General features: G+C 33.2%; 19 protein-coding genes, 1 tRNA gene and 1 pseudogene. 18 read left to right on the forward strand and 3 right to left on the reverse strand.

The window, feature by feature from the left end; translation table 11 throughout:
* Window positions 1–153: 153 nt before the first annotated feature.
* From J2Z80_RS11390 to J2Z80_RS11405, 4 genes are all read left to right on the forward strand, one after another.
* Window positions 154–387: a hypothetical protein gene (locus tag J2Z80_RS11390; protein ID WP_209454500.1), complete on the forward strand. Its 234-nt coding sequence runs from the start codon at window positions 154–156 to the stop codon at window positions 385–387.
* Window positions 387–1,565: an ethanolamine utilization protein EutH gene (eutH, locus tag J2Z80_RS11395; RefSeq protein WP_245301295.1), complete on the forward strand. Its 1,179-nt coding sequence runs from the start codon at window positions 387–389 to the stop codon at window positions 1,563–1,565. The genes J2Z80_RS11390 and eutH overlap by 1 nt, the downstream gene beginning before the upstream one ends.
* Window positions 1,566–1,779: 214 nt before the next feature.
* Window positions 1,780–1,854: transfer RNA gene (locus J2Z80_RS11400), tRNA-Pro, on the forward strand.
* Window positions 1,855–1,916: 62 nt separating this feature from the next.
* On the forward strand, window positions 1,917–2,828 hold the full coding sequence (locus tag J2Z80_RS11405) for a YncE family protein (protein WP_209454502.1): 912 nt from the start codon (window positions 1,917–1,919) through the stop codon (window positions 2,826–2,828).
* Here J2Z80_RS11405 and J2Z80_RS11410 read toward each other — a convergent pair.
* A complete protein-coding gene (locus J2Z80_RS11410; protein ID WP_209454503.1) occupies window positions 2,812–3,330 on the reverse strand; it encodes a DUF4364 family protein in 519 nt (172 codons plus the stop codon). The two genes, J2Z80_RS11405 and J2Z80_RS11410, sit on opposite strands and share 17 nt — an antisense overlap.
* Before the next feature lie 96 nt (window positions 3,331–3,426).
* Window positions 3,427–3,720, reverse strand: coding sequence for an alpha/beta-type small acid-soluble spore protein (locus J2Z80_RS11415; RefSeq protein WP_209454504.1), 294 nt, complete (start codon window positions 3,718–3,720; stop codon window positions 3,427–3,429).
* A 122-nt stretch (window positions 3,721–3,842) separates the two neighbouring features.
* Here J2Z80_RS11415 and J2Z80_RS11420 point away from each other — a divergent pair, with 122 nt between their 5' ends.
* The 14 genes and pseudogenes from J2Z80_RS11420 to J2Z80_RS11485 all read left to right on the forward strand — a co-directional run bounded on the left by J2Z80_RS11420 (window position 3,843) and on the right by J2Z80_RS11485 (window position 20,411).
* The gene (locus tag J2Z80_RS11420; RefSeq protein ID WP_209454505.1) at window positions 3,843–4,520 is read left to right on the forward strand and encodes a 4Fe-4S double cluster binding domain-containing protein; all 678 of its coding nucleotides are present in this window, start codon (window positions 3,843–3,845) and stop codon (window positions 4,518–4,520) included.
* 73 nt (window positions 4,521–4,593) lie between these two features.
* Window positions 4,594–6,408: a WD40/YVTN/BNR-like repeat-containing protein gene (locus J2Z80_RS11425; RefSeq protein WP_209454506.1), complete on the forward strand. Its 1,815-nt coding sequence runs from the start codon at window positions 4,594–4,596 to the stop codon at window positions 6,406–6,408.
* 162 nt (window positions 6,409–6,570) lie between these two features.
* Window positions 6,571–6,972 (forward strand): hypothetical protein, encoded by a 402-nt coding sequence (locus tag J2Z80_RS11430; RefSeq protein ID WP_209454507.1) that lies wholly within the window; start codon window positions 6,571–6,573, stop codon window positions 6,970–6,972.
* Between the two features lie 126 nt (window positions 6,973–7,098).
* Window positions 7,099–8,109, forward strand: coding sequence for a LacI family DNA-binding transcriptional regulator (locus tag J2Z80_RS11435; protein ID WP_209454508.1), 1,011 nt, complete (start codon window positions 7,099–7,101; stop codon window positions 8,107–8,109).
* A 57-nt stretch (window positions 8,110–8,166) separates the two neighbouring features.
* A pseudogene (locus J2Z80_RS11440) lies at window positions 8,167–10,490 on the forward strand (kojibiose phosphorylase).
* A 193-nt stretch (window positions 10,491–10,683) separates the two neighbouring features.
* Window positions 10,684–11,685, forward strand: coding sequence for a LacI family DNA-binding transcriptional regulator (locus tag J2Z80_RS11445; protein ID WP_209454509.1), 1,002 nt, complete (start codon window positions 10,684–10,686; stop codon window positions 11,683–11,685).
* 325 nt (window positions 11,686–12,010) lie between these two features.
* Window positions 12,011–13,294, forward strand: a complete 1,284-nt coding sequence (locus J2Z80_RS11450; protein ID WP_209454510.1) for an ABC transporter substrate-binding protein — start codon at window positions 12,011–12,013, stop codon at window positions 13,292–13,294.
* Window positions 13,295–13,379: 85 nt separating this feature from the next.
* Window positions 13,380–14,255: a carbohydrate ABC transporter permease gene (locus tag J2Z80_RS11455; protein WP_209454511.1), complete on the forward strand. Its 876-nt coding sequence runs from the start codon at window positions 13,380–13,382 to the stop codon at window positions 14,253–14,255.
* Entirely contained in the window at window positions 14,255–15,100 is an 846-nt protein-coding gene (locus J2Z80_RS11460) for a carbohydrate ABC transporter permease (RefSeq protein ID WP_013788429.1), read from the forward strand. Before J2Z80_RS11455 ends, J2Z80_RS11460 begins: the two co-directional genes overlap by 1 nt.
* Window positions 15,101–15,135: 35 nt before the next feature.
* The gene (locus tag J2Z80_RS11465; protein ID WP_245301292.1) at window positions 15,136–17,481 is read left to right on the forward strand and encodes a glycoside hydrolase family 65 protein; all 2,346 of its coding nucleotides are present in this window, start codon (window positions 15,136–15,138) and stop codon (window positions 17,479–17,481) included.
* Window positions 17,462–18,121, forward strand: coding sequence for a beta-phosphoglucomutase (gene pgmB, locus J2Z80_RS11470; protein ID WP_209454513.1), 660 nt, complete (start codon window positions 17,462–17,464; stop codon window positions 18,119–18,121). Before J2Z80_RS11465 ends, pgmB begins: the two co-directional genes overlap by 20 nt.
* A gap of 66 nt (window positions 18,122–18,187) precedes the next feature.
* Window positions 18,188–18,958, forward strand: coding sequence for a polysaccharide deacetylase family protein (locus tag J2Z80_RS11475; RefSeq protein WP_209454514.1), 771 nt, complete (start codon window positions 18,188–18,190; stop codon window positions 18,956–18,958).
* 237 nt (window positions 18,959–19,195) lie between these two features.
* Window positions 19,196–19,855, forward strand: a complete 660-nt coding sequence (locus tag J2Z80_RS11480) for a single-stranded DNA-binding protein (protein WP_209454515.1) — start codon at window positions 19,196–19,198, stop codon at window positions 19,853–19,855.
* A gap of 28 nt (window positions 19,856–19,883) precedes the next feature.
* Window positions 19,884–20,411, forward strand: coding sequence for a cob(I)yrinic acid a,c-diamide adenosyltransferase (locus J2Z80_RS11485; RefSeq protein WP_209454516.1), 528 nt, complete (start codon window positions 19,884–19,886; stop codon window positions 20,409–20,411).
* 22 nt (window positions 20,412–20,433) lie between these two features.
* Here the strand turns inward: J2Z80_RS11485 and dapD are convergent, their stop codons facing one another.
* Window positions 20,434–21,129: a 2,3,4,5-tetrahydropyridine-2,6-dicarboxylate N-acetyltransferase gene (gene dapD / locus J2Z80_RS11490; RefSeq protein ID WP_209454542.1), complete on the reverse strand. Its 696-nt coding sequence runs from the start codon at window positions 21,127–21,129 to the stop codon at window positions 20,434–20,436.

Here is a 21,129-nt window from a genome sequence, read left to right on the forward strand (position 1 = left end):
ATATCGAAATCAAATTTATTCTTACAAAAACAGGTAAAATCCAAGCAGAGTTGTTATTAGTAGCTTAAAAAATGTCACTTATGACACTCAAATCATAAAATAAATATTTAAATAATATAATATAGAGAACTATAGTCTCCAGAAGGTGGTTGTATGGAATATAACAGTGCACAACTTCTACAAGAGATAGATAATGCACTAAAGCGACTTAAGGAAAGCGAATTGTATCTTGAAAGAGTTGAAAAAGACAACTACCTTAAAACAAAACTTGCACAGTTGAAATATGACTTTGCAAGGGAGGAATACTTAAGACTTTTGAAAATTGCGCGAGATGAGCATATAAAGTACGATATGCAGGATTTGTATGAAAAGATTATAGACGTGTGATGAAAGCGGCCGAAAGGCCGCTAAATGTATTTGGTATAATATTTGGTGTAATATTCTTGAGAAATACATGTGCTAATGATACAATAAGGCTAAAATATGAAAGGATAAAGAGAATGAGAAGTGTAGTGTTGTTTTTGATAGGTGTGTGTTTTGCAATAGGTGGATTTGATTACGCTATAGGCTCACCATTGGGATTGGGTAAAAAGTTTGAAGAAGGAATCAAAGCAATGGGAACGGTGGGACTTGGCATGATAGGTATTTACTCTTTATCACCTACTATATCTCAAGCTCTATCAATAACGATAGTTCATTTATCTAAGTTTTTTGGCATAGACCCTTCTACGATTGCCGCTAGTTTTTTGGCAGTTGATATGGGTGGATATCAGATAGCACGAGATCTGGCGCTTGATGAAAAAATGGGGTTGTTTTCCGGGATTGTAGTGGCTTCTAGTCTAGGTGCAGCCATAAGTTTTTCCATTCCCGTAGCTATGGGTATGATATCTAAAGATGAGCAAAAATATTTTTCTAAAGGTGTGATGATAGGAATAATAGCGATACCAATAGGTTGCTTTGCCGCTGGATTGTGGTTTGGCCTAAATCTACTTGAACTACTGAAAAATATGATGCCTATATTGGTTATTTCAGCTTTTATAGGGATAGGTTTATTATTGACACCTGATATTTTATTGAGCTGCTTTGATGTCTTTGGAAAGGTGATAATAGGCTTAAGTGCTGTGGGATTGCTGGCACAAGGAAGTTACTCCATTTTTGGCATTAACTTTGGCTTTGAAATTATTCCACTGCAACAAGTTATGTTTGTGGTAGGGAAAATTGCCTTTATACTGGCTGGTGCATACCCAATGCTGGCTATGCTTGAGAGACTTTTTAGCAATTTTTTTAAAAAAATAGGGGACAGGTGTGGCCTAGACGACATATCTGTTGTGAGCTTGCTGGGCAATCTTGCTACTAATTTGCTGGTATTTGGCAATTTTAAAAACATGAATAGCAAAGGGAAAGTGGTCTGTTCGGCTTTTGCTATAAGTGGTGCTTTTGTATTTGGAGGTCAGATGGGGTTTGTGTCAGGAGTAGCACCAAGCATGCTGGTGCCATTTATGGTGTCCAAGTTCGTTGCAGGGATATTTGGGCTTATTTTGGCACTTTATCTATGGGACAGATAGCATTTCATATATGTCAGCATGGCTTTAAAGCCCTTCATACATAATTAATAAAAATATATTGTTGTGCTGAATACAGCTATCATGATGAACAAAAGCAGTACATTAAACATTGTCGATTTTGCATTTGTTTAAGTAATAAATTACTCCAAAGATTAAAAAATCTTACTTGATTACTTGATATAATAATTTGTTTATGATAAAATTGTAAATGCGTCGGGGCATAGCGCAGAGGTAGCGCGCGCGGTTCGGGACCGTGAGGTCGCAGGTTCAAATCCTGTTGCCCCGACCATTTTGTGGCATTAATTACTTCCATGCATATTATAAAGTAGCATATGCGTGGAGGGATGCACTTTGAAAATATTTGTAGCTAACAAAGGCGATGACACAATAAGCTTTATAAAAGATAACCGAACGAAGGCATTTCTTGAATTGGTGAAAGATAAATTTACTTTTAAAGGTGATAAAAGTCATGTACCGCAATTAGGGCCTCATAGATTGCTTATAAACAAATACAAAAAAGAATTGTATACACTGAACATGTTTGATGATTCAATAAGTATCATTGACATTGAGAATTTCCAATTAATTGATACAGTGTATGTAGGGCCTTCCCCAAATGATGGAATAATATTAAATAATCTTATTTATGTATTAAATGGTGATGCAGATTGTTTAAGTGTTTTTGATATAGGATCTAGTAAAATATTGGAGCAAATTAAAGTCGGTTTTCAACCGCAATCTATACTTTACAGCAAAAAACATAAAAAAATTTTTGTATCCAATATGAATTCTGATTCGATATCTTTAATAAATCCACTTAATTTGCGCATTGAAAAAACATTATCAGTTTATTCAAAACCATATGGAATGTGTTTGTCAGATGACGAAAAATTTTTATTTATAGCAAACACATACCTTGAAACAGGGCTTGATGGTTCTATAACAATCTATGATATAATAAATGATGAAATTGTTGAAAATATACGATGCGGAAGATTGCCAATATCCATTGCATTCCATAATGGCTTTATATTTGTGGTAAACTCATGTTCTAACACATTGATGAAAATCAATTTACAATCCCGGAAATGTGAAGAACTCTATTGTGGTTATATGCCAGTTTATATTAAAGTATTTAAAGACTTCGCATATGTATCAGTTTCAGGTGAAAATAAGTTGATTATCGTGAATATAAATGATTTTAAAATTGAAAAAAAAGTAGAAGTTGGTAAAGAGCCCGATGGTCTCATTTTTGAGGCGTAAGGGCTTTTATGATATAGCTGTATATATCATTTGATTTTTGTTTCCAGTTATCGCACACTATTTTAGCTTGTTGTGCATCGACTAAATTTAGATTTATTTCGATAAGGACGATATCATTTTCTATGACTTGTAAATTAGCTATGAATTCATTATCTGATTTTTTATAGTATGTTGCAACATATTGAGATTCTTGTTTGAATTTTTCTCTATTTATTACTATATATTCATCGATTTTTTTTCTTGTATCCTCTTGTATGTGTTTGAAAAATAATTTTAATGCATTTAATCCAGATTCGGATAAAAAGTATTTATTCTCTTTAAGTTTGATAAAATTACTTTCTTCTAATTCATTTAAATATTGCTGTAAATAGAAATAATTCATCAAATTATTATCAGAGATTATTCTGTTTATTTGTTCGCCTGTTATAGGCATATCTATTCTATTTAATATGTATAATATTATTAGCTTATTCTCAGCTAATTCTTGAATTTCATAGCTCAAAGCACTACACCCCTCACAATATATTGTATGCTATTTATATTCTACCACAAAATATATATTAAAAAAAGAGAGTATCTTGAATACTCTCTTTTGCATTTATTTCATATATTCTGCTTCGCTTCCTGCTGCACCGTTGCCTCTTTGTGCTGCTTTTTCACCACTTATACTTATGCCATTTGACATTGCAGATTCGGCATAATTTACCATTCTTCTAAGCATGTGACCTCCAACAGCGCCACAATCACGGCTTGATAAATTTCCCCAATAATCTTCAGAACCTTGTTTTACTGGCAAGCCTAGTTCTTTAGCTATTTCATATTTTAAATTATCTAGTGCTTGATGGGCTTCAGGTACTACTTTTGGTTTATCGTTCCAACTTCCTCTTGCCATATTTATTCCTCCTAAAAATTATTCCCATCATTAATTTGTGTAGAAATATGCAATTTATTCTTTTTACAAATTGCAATTTTATGTTAAAATGATGTTGAAATAAAAAGTAAAAGGTGATTTATGTGAATAGACAATCAATTATTGAAGAAAAAATAAAAGAGTGGGGTGCATCAATTGTTGGATTTTCAGATCTTTTAGATGTACTCCCTGATGATTTAAAAGATTTAAGGTATGGAATAACGGTGGCAGTTAAATTATCAGATAGAATAATAAATGAAATCAATAATAAGCCTACTTATACTTATTTTCATCATTATCGCTCAGTAAATACGTTGATAGATCAGATAACATTGAAAACTGTATTGATGATGGAAGAGTGGGGATATAATGCTCTGGCAGTACCTGCATCCCAATCAATAAAAGAACTTGGGGAATACAGGGGATTATTTCAACATAAGACGGCTGCAACAAAAGCAGGATTGGGGTGGATTGGCAAAAATGATCTTTTGGTTACAGAGAAATATGGACCAAGAGTACGACTTGGTACGGTATTGACAGATTTTAAATTAGATGCTGGGAAACCGATAGAGACTAGCAAGTGCGGAAATTGTACCTTATGTGTTAAAAGCTGCCCTGCAATGGCACTTTACGGGAAATTATGGGAAGCCGGAATAGAAAGAAAAGAAATTGTTGATGCACAGGCGTGCAGTGAATATATGAATAAAAATTTTAAACATATAGGAAGAGGCTCTGTTTGCGGTATTTGCATTAAAGTTTGCCCATATGGTATTAAAAATTAATAATTTTTTAATAAACTTTATCTAAATATTTGCTAAAATTTATTTATAGAAATAAAAAAGGGGAGTCACTACTATGTGGCGAATAACTTATAAAATAATGGCGCTATTTATAACATTATTATTTTTTTTGTCTGGTTGCGGCATAAATAAAACGCAAGAAAGTGGTATAAATAACGAAATAGCTAAGATTAACAAAAATGCTGAATATAGTTACAATTTAAATAACGTTCCTAAGTTTGGTCTTCAGGCTATTTATTTCATAAATGGAAAAGATGGCTGGGCAGGTGGTCAAGGGATTATTCTTTCAACAAATGACGGAGGCAAGAATTGGAGTGTAGAACATACTGGTTCTTTTAATATATTGGCATTTGATTTTGTTAATTCGATTTATGGTTGGGCAATATCGGATAAATCAATATTAAGAACTACCAATGGTGGCAAGACTTGGACTGAATTGCCGAAATTGGGTGTAAATATAACAAATATAAAATTTGTAACTGTTGATAAAGGTTATGGACTTTCAGGCGATAAGCTTTACGTTACAAATGATGGCGGACAAACTTGGGAAAGTATAACCACTAAAATAAAAATAGATTCATATGATTTTGTCGATCAGTACCATGGTTTCGCATCATACAATAAAAGCATATATTATACGAAAGATGGTGGAATATCGTGGAATTTTTTGTTTAATCCGTATTTGCAAGGGGAATGGAGTGTTGAAATTTCCGCAATTGATTTAAATGATATATGGGTCATTTATAGAGGTAAATCATCATCAATGAATAAACACCCTTATCTTATTTTAAAGACAAATGATGGTGGCAAAACGTGGAGTACACTAGCAGAAGAAAATTATTTTGCTGATTTATATGGGAGCCATAAATCGAGCAATTTTTTAGGCTCGTATTTAAGTACAATCAACATCGTTGATAAAGACACTGCTTTTGCTATTGGTTTGAATCCAGATAATGAAAGCGACAAAATTATAATTTCCAGGACGACAGATGGTGGAAATACTTGGAGCAGTTACACTATACCTCAACTTGATTTGGAAAGCTTGATTGAAGGACCTACTCCAATATCATTTGTAGATACTTATAATGGATGGATTGCTTCCACAAAAAACGGTAATGGCATAATATTAAATACATTAGATGGTGGTCAAACATGGCAGCAGCAATATCCTGCAAGAAAGGATAATAACCAAAAGAACAGTGAATTTATAAATCCTGTCATTATTGATGCATTGAAAGACATTACGGGAAACGCAATCATAAAAATTTACGCGCCTTCTGTTGTACCATTGCCGGAAGACAAGAAGAATCTGTATATAACTGCAGTACCTGAAATGGGTAAATTTAATGATAATTACAATGTGGACCTTATAATAACTGATAAGCCCCTTAATGTAAAAAGTTCTAAAATAGAATCTAATTTAAATGATGCTAATAATATCATTGGAGATTTTGGAGGCCTTCTTTTCAGCTCTGATATCGACGCCGAAAATTATATAAGCGCCATTGAACAGAACAATGGATTTATAGTTGACGATGAAAGCCAGAAACTTAATTATAAGGATTTCATTTGGGGGCATATCTATTATAAGAAAGGTAAATACAGCGTTCAATGGAAAGAAGGCAGATGGACTGTTGAGGTTAATTCTGAAGAAAAGCCGCAATTAGACATTGCTAAGCAGATGGTCAAATATCTTCAAAACTATAATTTGCCTATTCCACTGTATAAAGGGCTGATTGTAGTTAATGTATCTAAGAACAAAACGACAACTAATATTTACTGGGCAAAAGAATCCAGTGTTTACTATATAAATTACAATTTTAAACCGATAGATGCTTTGCAAATGGCAGTATCAATGAGAGAGAATTGATAAAACTTTAAGTTATTAGAACTTTTATTTGTCAAAAAGCACTCATACAGAAAAGTGCTTTTTGACTACATTTGTGTATTAGGCATTGGTGATAATGCAGATCCCTTTTATACAATAGACAGAATTGCTAATTTCATGCAGATAGTGAGGTGAGCCTGTATAATGATCAGTTTTATAAAGGATTTGATTAATATTTTTATATATATTCTTATTTCTTTCCTTTTATTTATACAATACATTTGGTATGCAGTTGTTGCTGGAAGTCATTCTACATACATGACAGTTCAAGAATTTGGTGTATTTATATTTTTATCTATTTTGGTTTGTTTATCTGTATATCTAAACAATATATTTGCTAAGAGAATATTAATGAATTTTATTATGATTTATTTTTTGTTTGCTGAAGAGAGTGTTTTATCTATATTATGGATAGTTTCTATATTAGACAGTTTTAGGTATAAAAATGAAGTTCTTACAACAATTGCAGGATTTATAGGACTTGTTTCTATGTTAATATTATTTTCGCTTGGCATAAAATATATTTTCAGATATACATCTAAATAGTTATTGTATGACTTAAATTCTTTAAAAATTTGTTTTAAGAAAGTTATTATTATGTATCTTGACATATGAAAAGAAATGGTATACAATAAAATTAAATCAAAACGTTTTGGAAAAGGTGGATATGTAATGGCAGTTACTATAAAAGATATTGCAAAATACGCAGGTGTTTCTGTAACTACGGTTTCCAGAGCTTTAAACGGATATCCGGATGTAAGTGAAGAAACAAGAGAAAAAATCAAGAAAATAGCTGAGGAGTTAAATTACTCTCCTAATTCTATTGCAAGAGGATTAGTGACCAATAAGACTCATACAGTAGGTCTGGTTGTTTCAGAACTTATTAAACCAGGTGCGTACCATCCGTTTTTTCTGGAGATATTGGCAGGTATAAAGGCGGGTTTAAGAAAAGATAAATACGACCTTATATTGTATACGGTTGATCCGGCTTCACAAGATGTGACGCCTTATGAAAAATTATGCAATGACAGGAAAGTTGATGGCGCTATTGTGGAGGGTTTAAAATTAAGCGATCCGTATATAGAGGAGATAAAAAACACAGATATTCCAACTGTGTTGATAGATATTCCTATATTAAATGATAAAGTAGGCTATGTCAGTTCAGATAATGTGCAAGCTGCTTTTGAGGCAACAAGCTATTTAATAAAATTGGGGCATAAGAATATTGGCTTTATAAATGGACATAATGATGCTGCAGTGAGTTTTGAAAGATTGGAAGGATATAAAAAGGCGCTTTACAAAAACAATATTCCTTATAAAGACGAATATGTTGTCTTTGATGATTTTACTCAAGATGGAGGATATAATTGCTTTAGGAAGATGATTTTTGAAAATCCTGAAATTACTGCAGTTTTTCACGCTTCAGATTTGATGGCCATAGGTTCATTAAAGGCTGCACAAGATCTTGGTATGCGTGTTCCTGATGACATATCTATAGTTGGCTTTGATGATATTGAATTATCATCATTGATAACACCAGATTTGACAACAATACGGCAGGAAAATTATAAAATAGGTTATATGGCAGCCAGACATCTTGTGTCTATAATAAAAGGTGAAAAACCAAAACATATCGTAGTACCCCATAGGCTTGTTATTCGCCAATCAGCAAAAAAAATATAATTTTTTTAGAAAGTCACCAAAACGTTTCGGATACATCATTTAGCAGGAGGTATACGTGTGACTAGATACACATTTGTTGACAATATAAATAAGTTGTTAAGCGATGATAAATGGCTTATTTCGCAGGACCGATATGACAAAAAATTAAATCAAAGGTATGAAACAAATTTTACTCTTGCAAATGGATATATGGGAGTAAGAGGAAGTTTTGAAGAAGGCTCTGATGATGAATGTCCAGGCAACTATATTGCTGGAATTTTTGATAAGTCAGAAGCTCAGGTAAGGGAATTGGTCAATGTACAAAATTGGGTTGGCATAAAGGTATATGTTAATGGAAAAAATTTAAATCCTGATAAATGTGAAATCTTAGATTTTATCAGAATTTTAGATATGAAACATGGAATCTTGTTTAGAGGCATTACATTAAAAGATGATTCTGGAATGATTACCCATATAGAAGGCTACAGATTTTTAAGCAAACATAACATTCATCGTGCTGCTATAAAGCTATTTATAACACCTGTGAATTATAGTGGGACCATTGCTATAGAAAACATAATTGATGGATCTGTGTTAAATTCAAAAGAAAATCCAGCTCAAAAGACAAAGCATTTACGCATTGTTGAAAACACTAACTTTGTCAATGGTGGCTGTTACCTTGAAACGGCTACAAGAGATGATGACACCAGGATTGGAACAGGCTTTTATGTAAAAATTTATCGCAGCGATGATGGAAACAATATTGTAAAGCATAAAAGATTTGCTCCGTTAGGTGAAATATCTTCAGAATACTATGAGTTTGATGTAACTGAAAATAAAACTGTCGAAGTAGATAAATTTGTTTCAACTTACACGTCAAGGGATGTATCAAAGGAAAAGATTAAAAGTGAAGTTGAGAAAGATGTTTACAATTTTGCTTCAGAGGGTATAGATAATGAACTTTTAAAGCACATTGAAATATACGAAAAGCTTTGGAATGTTGCAAATATTAAAATAGAGGGCGATGATGAGGCAGATAAGGCTTTGAGGTTCAATGTATTTCATCTGATGAGCTCTGTTAACGAAAGTGACCATAGGGTAAGCATTGCAGCAAAAGCTCTCCATGGGGAAGGATACAAAGGCCATGTTTTTTGGGATACAGAAATATTTATGCTTCCATTTTTTATATATGTATATCCAAAAGCAGCTAAGACACTTCTTATGTATAGATACAATCTTTTGGATGCGGCAAGACAAAATGCCATACGAAATGGATATAAAGGGGCTCAATATCCATGGGAATCTGCTGACACAGGAAATGAAGAGACACCACAATGGGGTCTTGATTATAAAGGCAATCCTGTAAGAATATGGACAGGAGATATAGAGTACCACATAACTGCTGATATAGCTTTCGCTGTTTTTGAGTACTACAGAGCCACAGATGATATAGATTTTATGCTTGAATACGGGATAGAAATGATATTGGAAACTGCCAGATTTTGGATATCAAGATGTGAGTACAATAGTTCTTTAGATAGGTATGAAATAAATGATGTAATTGGACCTGATGAGTTTCACGAACATGTAAGCAATAATTCATATACTAATTATCTGGCGCGCTGGAATATTCAAAAAGCAATTGAATTCGTTGAGATTTTGAAAAAGGACTATCCGTCGACGTACGAAATGTTGTCATCTAAGATTTGTTTGACAGAAGATGAACTGGAAAACTGGGGAGATATTATTCCTAAAATTTATATACCATTTGATAAAGAAAAAAGATTTTAGAGCAGTTTGAAGGTTATTTTAAAAGAAAAGATTATGTAATAGATAAGTTTGATGAGAATAATATGCCGATATGGCCTGACGGTGTAGATATTACAAAATTAAATGATACGCAGCTTGTAAAACAGGCTGATGTAGTGATGCTTATGCTCTTATTAGGTGAAGAATTTGATTATGAGACGAAAAAGATAAACTACGAATACTATCAGAAGAGAACGATGCATAAATCTTCGTTAGGTCCCAGCATGTATGCTATCATGGGACTGAAAGTTGGGGATTATAAGAATGCATATTATTCTTTCTTAAGGAGTGCTAATGTGGACCTTGTAGATAATCAAGGCAACACAAAAGAGGGTCTCCATGCTGCTTCTGCTGGAGGTACATGGCAAGTTGCCGTATTTGGATTTGGCGGTTTGTACGTTGACAAAGAGGGTGCCTTGAATATCAATCCATGGTTGCCAGAGAAATGGCGAAAGTTGTCGTATCAAATTTATTGGAAAGGCAATTTGCTTCAAATCAATATTGTTAAAGATAGCGTTGATGTAAAAATTCTCGAAAGCAATGGAAAGAAGATAAAAGTAAAAATAAAAGGAAAAGATTTTGAAGTTAATTAGATGTGTAATAGGCATAAGCAGAAATTGCTGCTTTGCCTATTAAAGATAAATAATGCGAATAGGGGGGATTTCTACAACAGGTCTTAAATGATTTGTGTTGATGTATTAAAATTAATGTGATATAATTGTAAGCGGTTACTATTTTATATGCATTATGACTCTAAGTTAATTGCGAAGGGAATGTGTGGTCTGTATGGCAAATATAGATGATGTAGCAAAACTGGCGAACGTTTCAACAGCAACTGTTTCAAGAGTTTTTAATAATAGTCCATACGTCAGCGAAAAGGCAAGGGAAAGTGTATTGAAAGCGGCAAAAGAGCTTGGCTATGAGCCAAGCATATTGGCTCGCAGTTTGGCAATGAAGAAGACAAACACTATAGGTTTAATAGTTCCTGACATATCTAACCCGTATTATAGTGAAGTTGTTCGCGGAATAGAAGATGTATGCAATATATATAAGTACAATATAATTCTTTGTAATGCCGATAACTCCAGAGATAAAGAAATACAGTACATTGATATGTTGAAAAGCAGATGGGTGGATGGTATAATATTCCATAGCGACTATTTTTCAGATGAAATATATAATATTTTCAAAGACAGAAAAATACCGTTAGTATTAGCTGGAAGAGCGACGAATTATGATGTGCCGTATGTAGTAATAGACAATAAAAAAGCTGCTTATGACGCTACAAAATATTTGATATCGCAAGGTCACAAAAAAATAGGTGTCATCCATGGCGATTTGAACGGTATGAAAGAAACTGTTGATAGTGTTGATAGGCTTTACGGATTTCTCGATGCTATGAAAGAAGCTGGTCTTAAAGTATATGATGAGTTGATAAAAGAAAGTAATTTTAAAGCAAAAGGTGGCTATATAGCTGCAAAAGAAATACTAAAAGGCAGTGTTAAACCAGATGCTATCTTTGCCTTCAGTGATGTAATGGCTATGGGTGCTATTAATGCCATTTATGACGCTGGTCTAAGATGTCCGGAAGATGTTTCTATAATAGGATTTGATAATCTCGATTTGGCAGAGGTAACGAGGCCAGCTTTAACTACTGTTGCGCAGCCTATGTACGATATTGGCGCTGTTGCAGCTCGCATGTTGATAAAGATAATAGACAATAAAAAAATATCTGAAAAGAGAGTTATTTTAAAGCACAGATTGATTATTCGCCAGTCCTGCATTTAAAGAAATGCACAAAAAAATTAAAAAAATAATTTAAAAGCTATTGATTATTTTTTAAAAAGATGTTACAATATAACTGTAAGCGGTTACAGTTATGCTTTATTAAGCTTAAATTTGGCAAGCAATCGAGTAAAACATTAAAATTGTTAAATATATTTTTTAACAGAATATTTGTCGTATCAATGCTTGCTGAATTTAAGTCAAATTTTACTTTATGTATAATAAGTCGATATTGCTCATCTTGGAAAAACTAAAAGGAGGTGCTAAAAAAACTTCAATTGTGATTTTACAATCATCATAAAAATTAAAAAATAGGAGGAGCGTTTGTATGAAAAAAATATTAAGCTTATTAATTTCGACGATCTTAATAATTGCCTTAGTGACAGGATGTTCATCAAGCAATAATAGCAAAACTAGTCAAAATGGAACAGCTTCCAGCCAAAATAGCAAGATAACCATAACAGTGATGCAAAGCAAAACCGAGATACAGTCTGATCTCCAAACTATAATTGATGACTACAACAAATCACAGGATAAAGTAGAAGTGAAACTTTTAGGTACTTCAGGAGATAATTTTGCTACTGTATTACAATCGCAGTTTTCTGCATCACCAGAAAAAGCACCTACGATATTTACTATTGCAGGACCAGATACTCCTAAATTTCAACCATATATGGCTGAAATAAAAAATTCAAAGGCTGCTGAAATGTTGGCAGATGGAGTAAAAGACGATGTTACTGTTGATGGCAAGTTATATGGTCTTCCTTCAGCAGTTGAAGGCTATGGTTTGATTTACAATAAGAATTTGTTTAAAGAAGCAAACATAGATCCAGCATCAATAACAAGCATCGATGCATTGGTTAATGCATGTGAAAAATTGTCGAAATTAAATGGCGTTGTTAAACCTATTGCTTTTGCGAAAGAGACATACTTCTCATTTATACATCCTTTTAACTGGGCTTTTGCAGTTGATCCAAATTACAAGACAGATATAGAGAAACTTGACAAAGGACAAATCACTATGAAAGACATACCAAGTGTAGTGCAATGGATAAAAGATATGGACAAGATAAAACCATATACAAATAAGGCGCTTGATTCATACGACGATCAAGTGGCGGGATTTGCAAGCGGCAAATATGCTATGATACACCAAGGTGACTGGGTACAATCAGTTTTGGATCAAGACAAACCAAATTTTGAATATGGAATTATTCCATTCCCGACAGGTGGAAATACAAAATTAGCTGTTGGTACTGCTACTGCATGGCGTGTAAATAAATATGCAACGCCAGAACAACAAAAAGCTGCAATTGAATTTTTGGATTGGTTGATTACAAGCGATAAAGGACAAGAATATTCTGCAGACACTTTGAAGTTTATTCCAGCATATAAAGGAGTAAAGGCTCCAAAGGCTCCACTGGCAGCGGAAGTTGCTCAGTATGTTGATAAAGGCCAAATCATTCCTTGGGTGTATAACAACTACTTCCCTAACGGAATAGATGTTGATGGTTCTAATGTCATTCAAAAGTATTATGCTGGACTTATAAAAAATGACGATCAATTCTTATCAGAATTGACAAATGTTTGGGTTCAAGATGCTGGCAAATAATTAGCTTATAGGACATACTTCTTTTGCACATGGTCGAGAAGTATGTCCTAATTTAAATCAATGTGTATACGATAGGAGTGAAAATATGAAAAAAAATAGCAATACATTGACGTTTTGGCTATTTTTAATACCATCACTATTTATCTTCATAAATGTAGTAATAATTCCTTTTATATTAGGCATAATTTATTCTTTTACAGATTGGGATGGTTTTTCGTTTTTTGGTTCAAAATTTGTAGCATTTAGCAACTATTTAAAGGTGTTTAGAGATCAGAATTTTTTAAGTGCATTTTTATTGACTTTTAAATATGCGATTATTATGGTGATAGTTTCAAATATAATTGGTTTTTCTTTAGCGCTTCTCGTTACCAGAAAAATGAGAACCAGAAATATTTTAAGGTCGATTTTCTTTATGCCTAATTTAATAGGTGGCTTGATATTAGGATTTATATGGCAATTTATATTTACAAAACTGTTTGTTCAGTTGGGGACTGTGTTACACGCCTCAAATATATTCTTTAATTGGATAAATGATCCTAATATGGCCTTTTGGAGCATTGTGATTGTATCAGCATGGCAAATGTCAGGATACGTAATGATCATATATATTGCAGGATTGGAAAGCATTAACCCGGACATAATCGAAGCATCTCTTATTGATGGTGCAGGTCCTGTAAGAAGACTTTTTAACATAATACTGCCACTTACTGTTCCTTCTTTTACTATAAGCCTTTTTATAACTTTGTCAAATTCATTTAAGCAATATGATACAAATTTATCGCTTACAAACGGCGGACCTTATGGCACGACAGAATTATTGACGATGAATATAGTGCAGACGGCGTATAAGCACAATCAATATGCCATAGCTCAATCAAAAGCTGTTGTATTTTTTGTTGTAATCATGGCTATTACACTTGTTCAGGTGTATTTAACAAAGAAAAGAGAGGTTGAGATGTGATGGAAAAAGCCAAAAAGAATATGACTATTTTAGAAATATTCGGTTGGGTATTAACACTATTTGTTATATTTCCTGTTTATATTATGATTATTAATTCTTTTAAAGATAGAAAAGAAATATTTACAAGTGAATTAAGTCTACCTAAGGCTTTAAATTTCACATATTATGTTCAAGCAATACAAAAAATGGACTTTTTAACTGCTTTAGGTAATTCTCTATTTATAACAGTTACGAGTGTTGTGTTTATAATTGTATTGTCGTCAATGGCGGCATGGGTTCTTGAAAGAAATAAAACGACTATTTCAAATATTATATTTTATACATTGGTGGCAACAATGCTGATACCATTTCAATCTGTCATGATACCATTAGTGCAGTATTTAAGTAAATGGCAGATTCCGGGGACGAATTTTTCGCTGATTGATACGAGATATGGGCTTATTTTTATGAATATAGGCTTTGGCATAGGTATGTCTACATTTTTGTTTCATGGATTTATTAAAAATGTTCCGCTGGAAATGGAGGAAGCTGCAACAATTGATGGATGCAATAAGTTTCAATTGTTTTGGAGAATAGTTTTTCCTAACCTTAAACCTATTATTGTGACTGTGGCTATATTAAATGTTATATCACTTTGGAATGACTATTTGCTTCCGTCATTGGTATTACGCAGTCCTAACCTTAGGACTATTCCTCTGTCGACGTTTTTCTTCTTTGGAGAATTTACTATAGAGTGGAATTTGGCATTAGCAGGTTTAGTGCTGACGATAATACCGGTAATTATATTTTACCTGTTCTCACAGAAATATATCATTAAAGGTGTCATGGCTGGTGCAATAAAATAAGTTGTCGACTTTATTTAGAAAGTGTGGAGGTTCAAATGAAAAAATCAATATATCCTTATGACGAGTGGAAGATAAGAGAAAGCAAATTCGATATAGAAACGAATTACCGCAATGAAACTATTTTTTCTTTGGGAAATGGGTATTTTGGCATGAGGGGCACATTTGAAGAAGGTTATTCAGGTCCTAATGGTACATCATTTAATGCAACATATATTAACGGATTTTATGAAATTTATGATATCAATTATGCAGAGGGTGGATATGGATTTCCAAGTTACGGCGAAGCAATGGTAAATGTTGCTGATAGCAAAATTGTAAAATTGTTAGTAGATGATGAGCCATTTGACTTGTTGAAAGGCAATCTAATTCAATACGAAAGAACACTGAATATGAAGGAAGGTTTTACAGAGCGAAAGATTGTTTGGGAGACTGAAAAAGGGAAAAAGCTGGACATAACTGTAAAAAGATTGATCTCTTTTAAAAGGCAACATTTAGGTGTTATAGTTTTTAGCTTTAGACCGTTAAATTTTAGTGGGAAGATAAAATTGATTTCCGAAATTGATGGAAATGTATATTACGGGAATGAGACAGATGACATGCGAGTAGGAAATAACATGAGAGGAAAAGTCGTAAATACCATTGACAGTCACATTGACGGATATATGGGATGGTTAATGCAAACTACAAAAAGAAGTAAGCTAAAATACATTTGTTCTGTAAACCATGATGTAAAAACTGATTGCCATTATGAACTTAAAAATTACAACTCAGATGATAAAATAGGTTTTGAATTCTCTATTGATGCTGAAAAAGATAAAATTTTTCAGCTTGATAAGTTTATTTCGTACTACACATCAAGAGAATGTTTAGAGGATAAGCTTATTGATAGTTCGGTCCATGAGGTCATAAATGCTAAATCGGATGGAGTAAATATCATATTTAAGGAGCAGTTTGATTATTTAAATGAATTTTGGACGGATGCAGATGTGGAAATAGACGGCGATATTTCTATGCAACAAGGCATAAGGTACAACGAATTTCAATTGTTGCAGTCTGTAGCCAAAAATGATATCGCGAATATATGTGCCAAAGGTCTTACTGGTGAAGGATATGAAGGACACTATTTTTGGGACTCTGATGTCTATATCATGCCATTTTTTCTCTACACAAAACCAGAGATCGCCAAAAACTTTGTAATGTTTCGATACAAATTGTTAGATGCGGCCAGAAAAAGGGCGAAAGAATTGGGATATAAAGGTGCCCTTTATCCATGGAGGACGATAGATGGACCGGAATGTTCATCTTATTTTCCCGCTGGAACAGCTCAATATCACATAAACTCTGATATAGTTTTGGCTATAAAAAAATACTTTGAAGCAACTTTAGATTACGAATTTTTGTACAAGTACGGTGCAGAAATTGTATTTGAAACTGCAAGGCTATGGATAAGCATAGGTGCATATATTCCTTTAAAAAATAATAAGTTTTGCTTGAATTGCGTAACAGGACCTGATGAGTATACGGCGTTAGTTGACAACAATGCATATACAAATTACATGGCACAGATGAACTTAGAGTATGCATACTTTGTTGCCAAGGAAATGGCTAAAAAAGCTCCGGAATATTATGCTAACATTAAAGAAAAGATTGGACTTGCTGATGAAGAGCTAAATGAATGGAATTACGCAGCACAGAACATGTATTTGCCTTATTCAGATGATTTTGGAATTATTCCACAGGATGATAGCTTTCTTTATAAAGAGAGATTGAATGCTAAAGATTTAGAAGATGAAAAGCCGCTTTTGCTTCACAGGCACTATTTAAATATATACAGATATCAGATATGCAAACAACCTGATGTCCTATTGCTTATGTACCTAAGACGAGAATTATTTAGCATTGACGAAATTAAACGAAATTACGATTACTATGAGCCAATAACTACTCATGATTCATCGCTTTCACCAGCCATATTCAGTATTCTTGCAAATGAGATCGGATATTATGATAAAGCCTATGAATATTTTATGATGACGGCGAGAATGGATCTTGATGATTACAATGGGAATGTGAAAGATGGGATACACACTGCCTGCATGGCTGGTGCTTGGAGCGCAATCATAAGTGGATTTGGTGGAATGATGACATATCCTGATGGACTTCATTTTATGCCTAATATACCTAAAAGTTGGAAGTCTTTATCGTACAACATTAGATATAAAAATTGTAAAATACATGTGAGCATTACCCAAGAAAAAGCGTCATTTTTATTGTTTGAAGGTGAGATGTTGAAAATTCATGTTTACGATGAAGAAATAACGCTTTTGAATGGCGATAAAGTTGAAAAAGAGGTGAAAAAAGTTGATAAACAAAAGTGTTAAACATAAAGGCGTGATATTTGATTTAGATGGTGTGATTACGGATACTGCTGAATACCACTATTTGGCATGGAAAAAGTTGGCTGATGAATTAAATGTATATTTTGACAGAGAAATAAATGAAAATTTGAAAGGTATTAGCAGAATTGAGTCATTGGAAATAATTTTGAAGAAAAGCGATAAATTCTTTAGTGAAGAAGAAAAGTATTATCTGGCAGATAAAAAAAATGAATACTACAAAGAGATGATAAAGAGAATGACACCTAAGGATTTACTTCCTGGTGTAGTAGACTTAATAAAAGAATTAAAAGATAGAGGAATAAAAATAGCTGTGGCTTCTGTAAGCAAGAATGCAAAAACCGTTCTTTCAAACCTTGGCCTTATTGAGACATTTGACTACATTGTGGATGCAGAAAAAATAAAAAATGGCAAACCAGATCCAGAAATTTTTTTAAATGCTGCTTATGGAATTGACGTTGAACCTAAATTATGTATAGGAATAGAGGATTCTAAAGCTGGTATTGAAGCCATAAATAGAGCAGGGATGCTATCTATCGGAGTTGGCAATTATGAGACAGTGAAAGGGGCAGATATTGTCTTAAAAGACTTAAGCGATCCATTGCCAATATTAAACTTACTATAAAATAGTAATAATAACCTCCCAAAGGAATAAATTTATTATAGATTCGTAGTTGGGAGGTTATTTTTTGTGAAGATATATTATATCAAAAAAAGCATCATCATAAACTTGTTAGCGGTTTTCGTACTAGCATTTATATCTATTTTATACACAAATTACGGTGTTCCACCTGTTATAAGTACGCTATTTAATATAAACAGACAGCTTCCGATTTACAGTGTTGATATTCCTGATAAAAGGGTTGCCATATCGTTTGACGCATCATGGGGAAGCGATAAAACGGAAAGAATATTGCAAATACTTAGGGACAAAAACGTTAGGGCTACATTTTTTTTGACGGGGTTGTGGGTTGACAAATATCCCGATTTGGTGAAAAAGATATCTGAAGAAGGACATGATGTGGAAAATCACAGCAATACACATCCACACATGACGCAGTTAAGCGATTCGGAAATGGCAAATGAGATAAAAGCTTGTGAGGAGAAACTTGTAAAGATCACTGGACAAAAGCCTTATTTATTTAGACCTCCATACGGTGACTACAACGATAGAGTCATTGAGACAGCAAAGAGTTTAGGATATTATACTATACAATGGGATGTAGATTCGCTTGACTGGAGAGGCCTTGACACCGAGGCAATAATAAACAGGGTATTGCCGAACGTTAAAAAAGGTTCCATTATTCTATTTCACAATAATGGTCAATTTACACCTGAGGCGATACCGTACATCATTGATAAGCTGAAAGAAAATGGATATCAAATAGTTCCTATAAGTCAGTTGATATATAAGGAAAATTACTATATTGATCATGAGGGCAGGCAACATAAAGAACAATAAAATTTTATTAAGTTATGCAATAATAATTGCAAAAAAATAAAATTAATGATATTATTTTGATAATGTTGAGAAAAATAATATCAAATTTTTTGCAATACTTCGTATTGAGGTTGGGTGGTTCAATGAAGTTTATTTATGTAAAACGATTAAATATTTTAATAAACCTGTCATAAATGCTCTTCTTTGTTAATATCTATATTTTAAGAAGATACACATGATGGAAGGGAGAGTAAACAGATGGCAGGTAATATATTGGGGAATAATATGGTTAATGTATCTGGTAAAATTGTAAGCGAATTGGAGTTTAGTCACGAGCTTTATGGTGAGCAGTTTTATAATTTTACGCTTGAAGTGCCAAGATTAAGTGATGCAAAAGATATGCTTCCGATCACTATATCAAACAGGCTATTCGAAGGAATAAATTTAGGCCCTGGTACTAGAGTAAAAATCGAAGGACAGTTAAGATCATATAATAGGCAATCACCAAATGGAGGGAAAAATAGGTTAATACTAACTATTTTTGCAAGGGATATTATGGTTGTAAGTGATGATGAATACATAAAGAATCCCAATGAGATATTTTTAGATGGATTTATATGCAAAGATCCAATCTATAGAACAACTCCGTTTGGAAGGGAGATATCTGACTTGCTTATTGCTGTCAATAGACCATACAGCAAGTCTGACTACATTCCTGTAATTGCCTGGGGAAGAAATGCCAGATTTTGTGAAAAATTAAAAGTTGGCGATCGCATAAAGCTGTGGGGAAGAGTGCAAAGCAGAGAATATCAAAAAAGAGGAGAAAATAATGAGATTATAACGAGAACAGCCTATGAGGTATCAATAACAAAAATGGAAAAGGCTAATAAAGATGAGTTGATTTCAACAGAACAATAAACATTATAAACAAAAGGAGAGATAAGTATTGAAAAACGGTTTCATTCAAATATATACAGGAGATGGAAAAGGTAAAACAACTGCAGCTATTGGACTTGGAGTTAGAGCATTGGGAAGGAATTACAAAATATATATGGTACAATTTTTAAAGGGACGTGATACTGGAGAACTTCATATATTAAAAAATTATGAGAATTTTAAAGTATTTCGATTTCAATCTAGTGAAAAATTTTTCTTTCAAATGAATGAAGATGAAAAAAACATACTTAGAGATGAAATGCATAAAGCTTATGAATTTATAGAAGGCGTTCTAAAAAATAGTGAATGTGATATGCTCATATTAGATGAAATAATGGGTGTAATACAAAATAACATATATTCTGTAGATGATGTACTTAAACTTATGAGGGAAAAACCTGATACAATGGAAATGGTTCTGACAGGAAGAAATGCTCCAAAAGAGTTAATCGAGAATGCTGATCTTGTTACAGAGATGAAACTCATTAAACATCCATATGAAAAAGGTATTCCAGCCAGATATGGCATAGAATTTTAAAACCCGGCAAAAACCGGGTTTTTTATCCTCTTAAATCATCTAAAAGTTTAGTCTTCTCTTTTGTTTTTTCATCTTTTATTTTAACAATCTTTGCGGGAACACCAGCAACTACGGTGTTTGGAGGTACATCTTCAGTAACTACAGAACCTGCCGCAATTACAGCGTCATGCCCCACCCGCACACCTTCTAAAAGTACGGCATTTGCCCCGATTAACACGTTGTCTTCAACAATTACTGGTATGCTGCTGGGAGGTTCAAGTACGCCTGCGATGACAGCGCCAGCACCAACATGTACATTTTTTCCGATTATTCCTCTTGCGCCAACAACTGCATTCATGTCTATCATTGTGTTTTCACCAATTTCAGCTCCTATATTTATAATTGCCCCCATCATTATTACAGCGTTTTTGCCTATTTTAACTCTGTCTCGGATAATTGCACCGGGCTCAATGCGGGCATTTAAGTCTTTGATATCCAGCAATGGTATTGCCGAATTTCGCCTATCGTATTCTAAATGATAATTTTTAATTTTATCTTTATTTTCATCCAGAAGCTTTTTTACATCTTCTAGTTCTCCGAAAATTATCTTAAAATCACCGCTGCCAAATACTTTAAATGTTGTCTCATCAACGTGGATGTTTCCACTTATATAAGCTTTTACAGGAGTCGATTTTTTTGACTCCTTTATGAATTTTGCTATCTCATATGGATTTGTCAT

It is taken from the genome of Thermoanaerobacterium butyriciformans (assembly GCF_017874545.1).
GTDB lineage: Bacteria > Bacillota > Thermoanaerobacteria > Thermoanaerobacterales > Thermoanaerobacteraceae > Thermoanaerobacterium > Thermoanaerobacterium butyriciformans.

Coding starts and splice junctions, on each gene's coding strand:
- J2Z80_RS11390 (WP_209454500.1), top strand. CDS start 154: ATGGAATATAACAGTGCACAACTTCTACAAGAGATAGATAATGCACTA.
- eutH (WP_245301295.1), top strand. CDS start 387: ATGAAAGCGGCCGAAAGGCCGCTAAATGTATTTGGTATAATATTTGGT.
- J2Z80_RS11415 (WP_209454504.1), bottom strand. CDS start 3,720: ATGGCAAGAGGAAGTTGGAACGATAAACCAAAAGTAGTACCTGAAGCC.
- J2Z80_RS11425 (WP_209454506.1), top strand. CDS start 4,594: ATGTGGCGAATAACTTATAAAATAATGGCGCTATTTATAACATTATTA.
- J2Z80_RS11430 (WP_209454507.1), top strand. CDS start 6,571: ATGATCAGTTTTATAAAGGATTTGATTAATATTTTTATATATATTCTT.
- J2Z80_RS11435 (WP_209454508.1), top strand. CDS start 7,099: ATGGCAGTTACTATAAAAGATATTGCAAAATACGCAGGTGTTTCTGTA.
- J2Z80_RS11445 (WP_209454509.1), top strand. CDS start 10,684: ATGGCAAATATAGATGATGTAGCAAAACTGGCGAACGTTTCAACAGCA.
- J2Z80_RS11450 (WP_209454510.1), top strand. CDS start 12,011: ATGAAAAAAATATTAAGCTTATTAATTTCGACGATCTTAATAATTGCC.
- J2Z80_RS11455 (WP_209454511.1), top strand. CDS start 13,380: ATGAAAAAAAATAGCAATACATTGACGTTTTGGCTATTTTTAATACCA.
- J2Z80_RS11460 (WP_013788429.1), top strand. CDS start 14,255: ATGGAAAAAGCCAAAAAGAATATGACTATTTTAGAAATATTCGGTTGG.
- J2Z80_RS11465 (WP_245301292.1), top strand. CDS start 15,136: ATGAAAAAATCAATATATCCTTATGACGAGTGGAAGATAAGAGAAAGC.
- J2Z80_RS11480 (WP_209454515.1), top strand. CDS start 19,196: ATGGCAGGTAATATATTGGGGAATAATATGGTTAATGTATCTGGTAAA.
- dapD (WP_209454542.1), bottom strand. CDS start 21,129: ATGACAAATCCATATGAGATAGCAAAATTCATAAAGGAGTCAAAAAAA.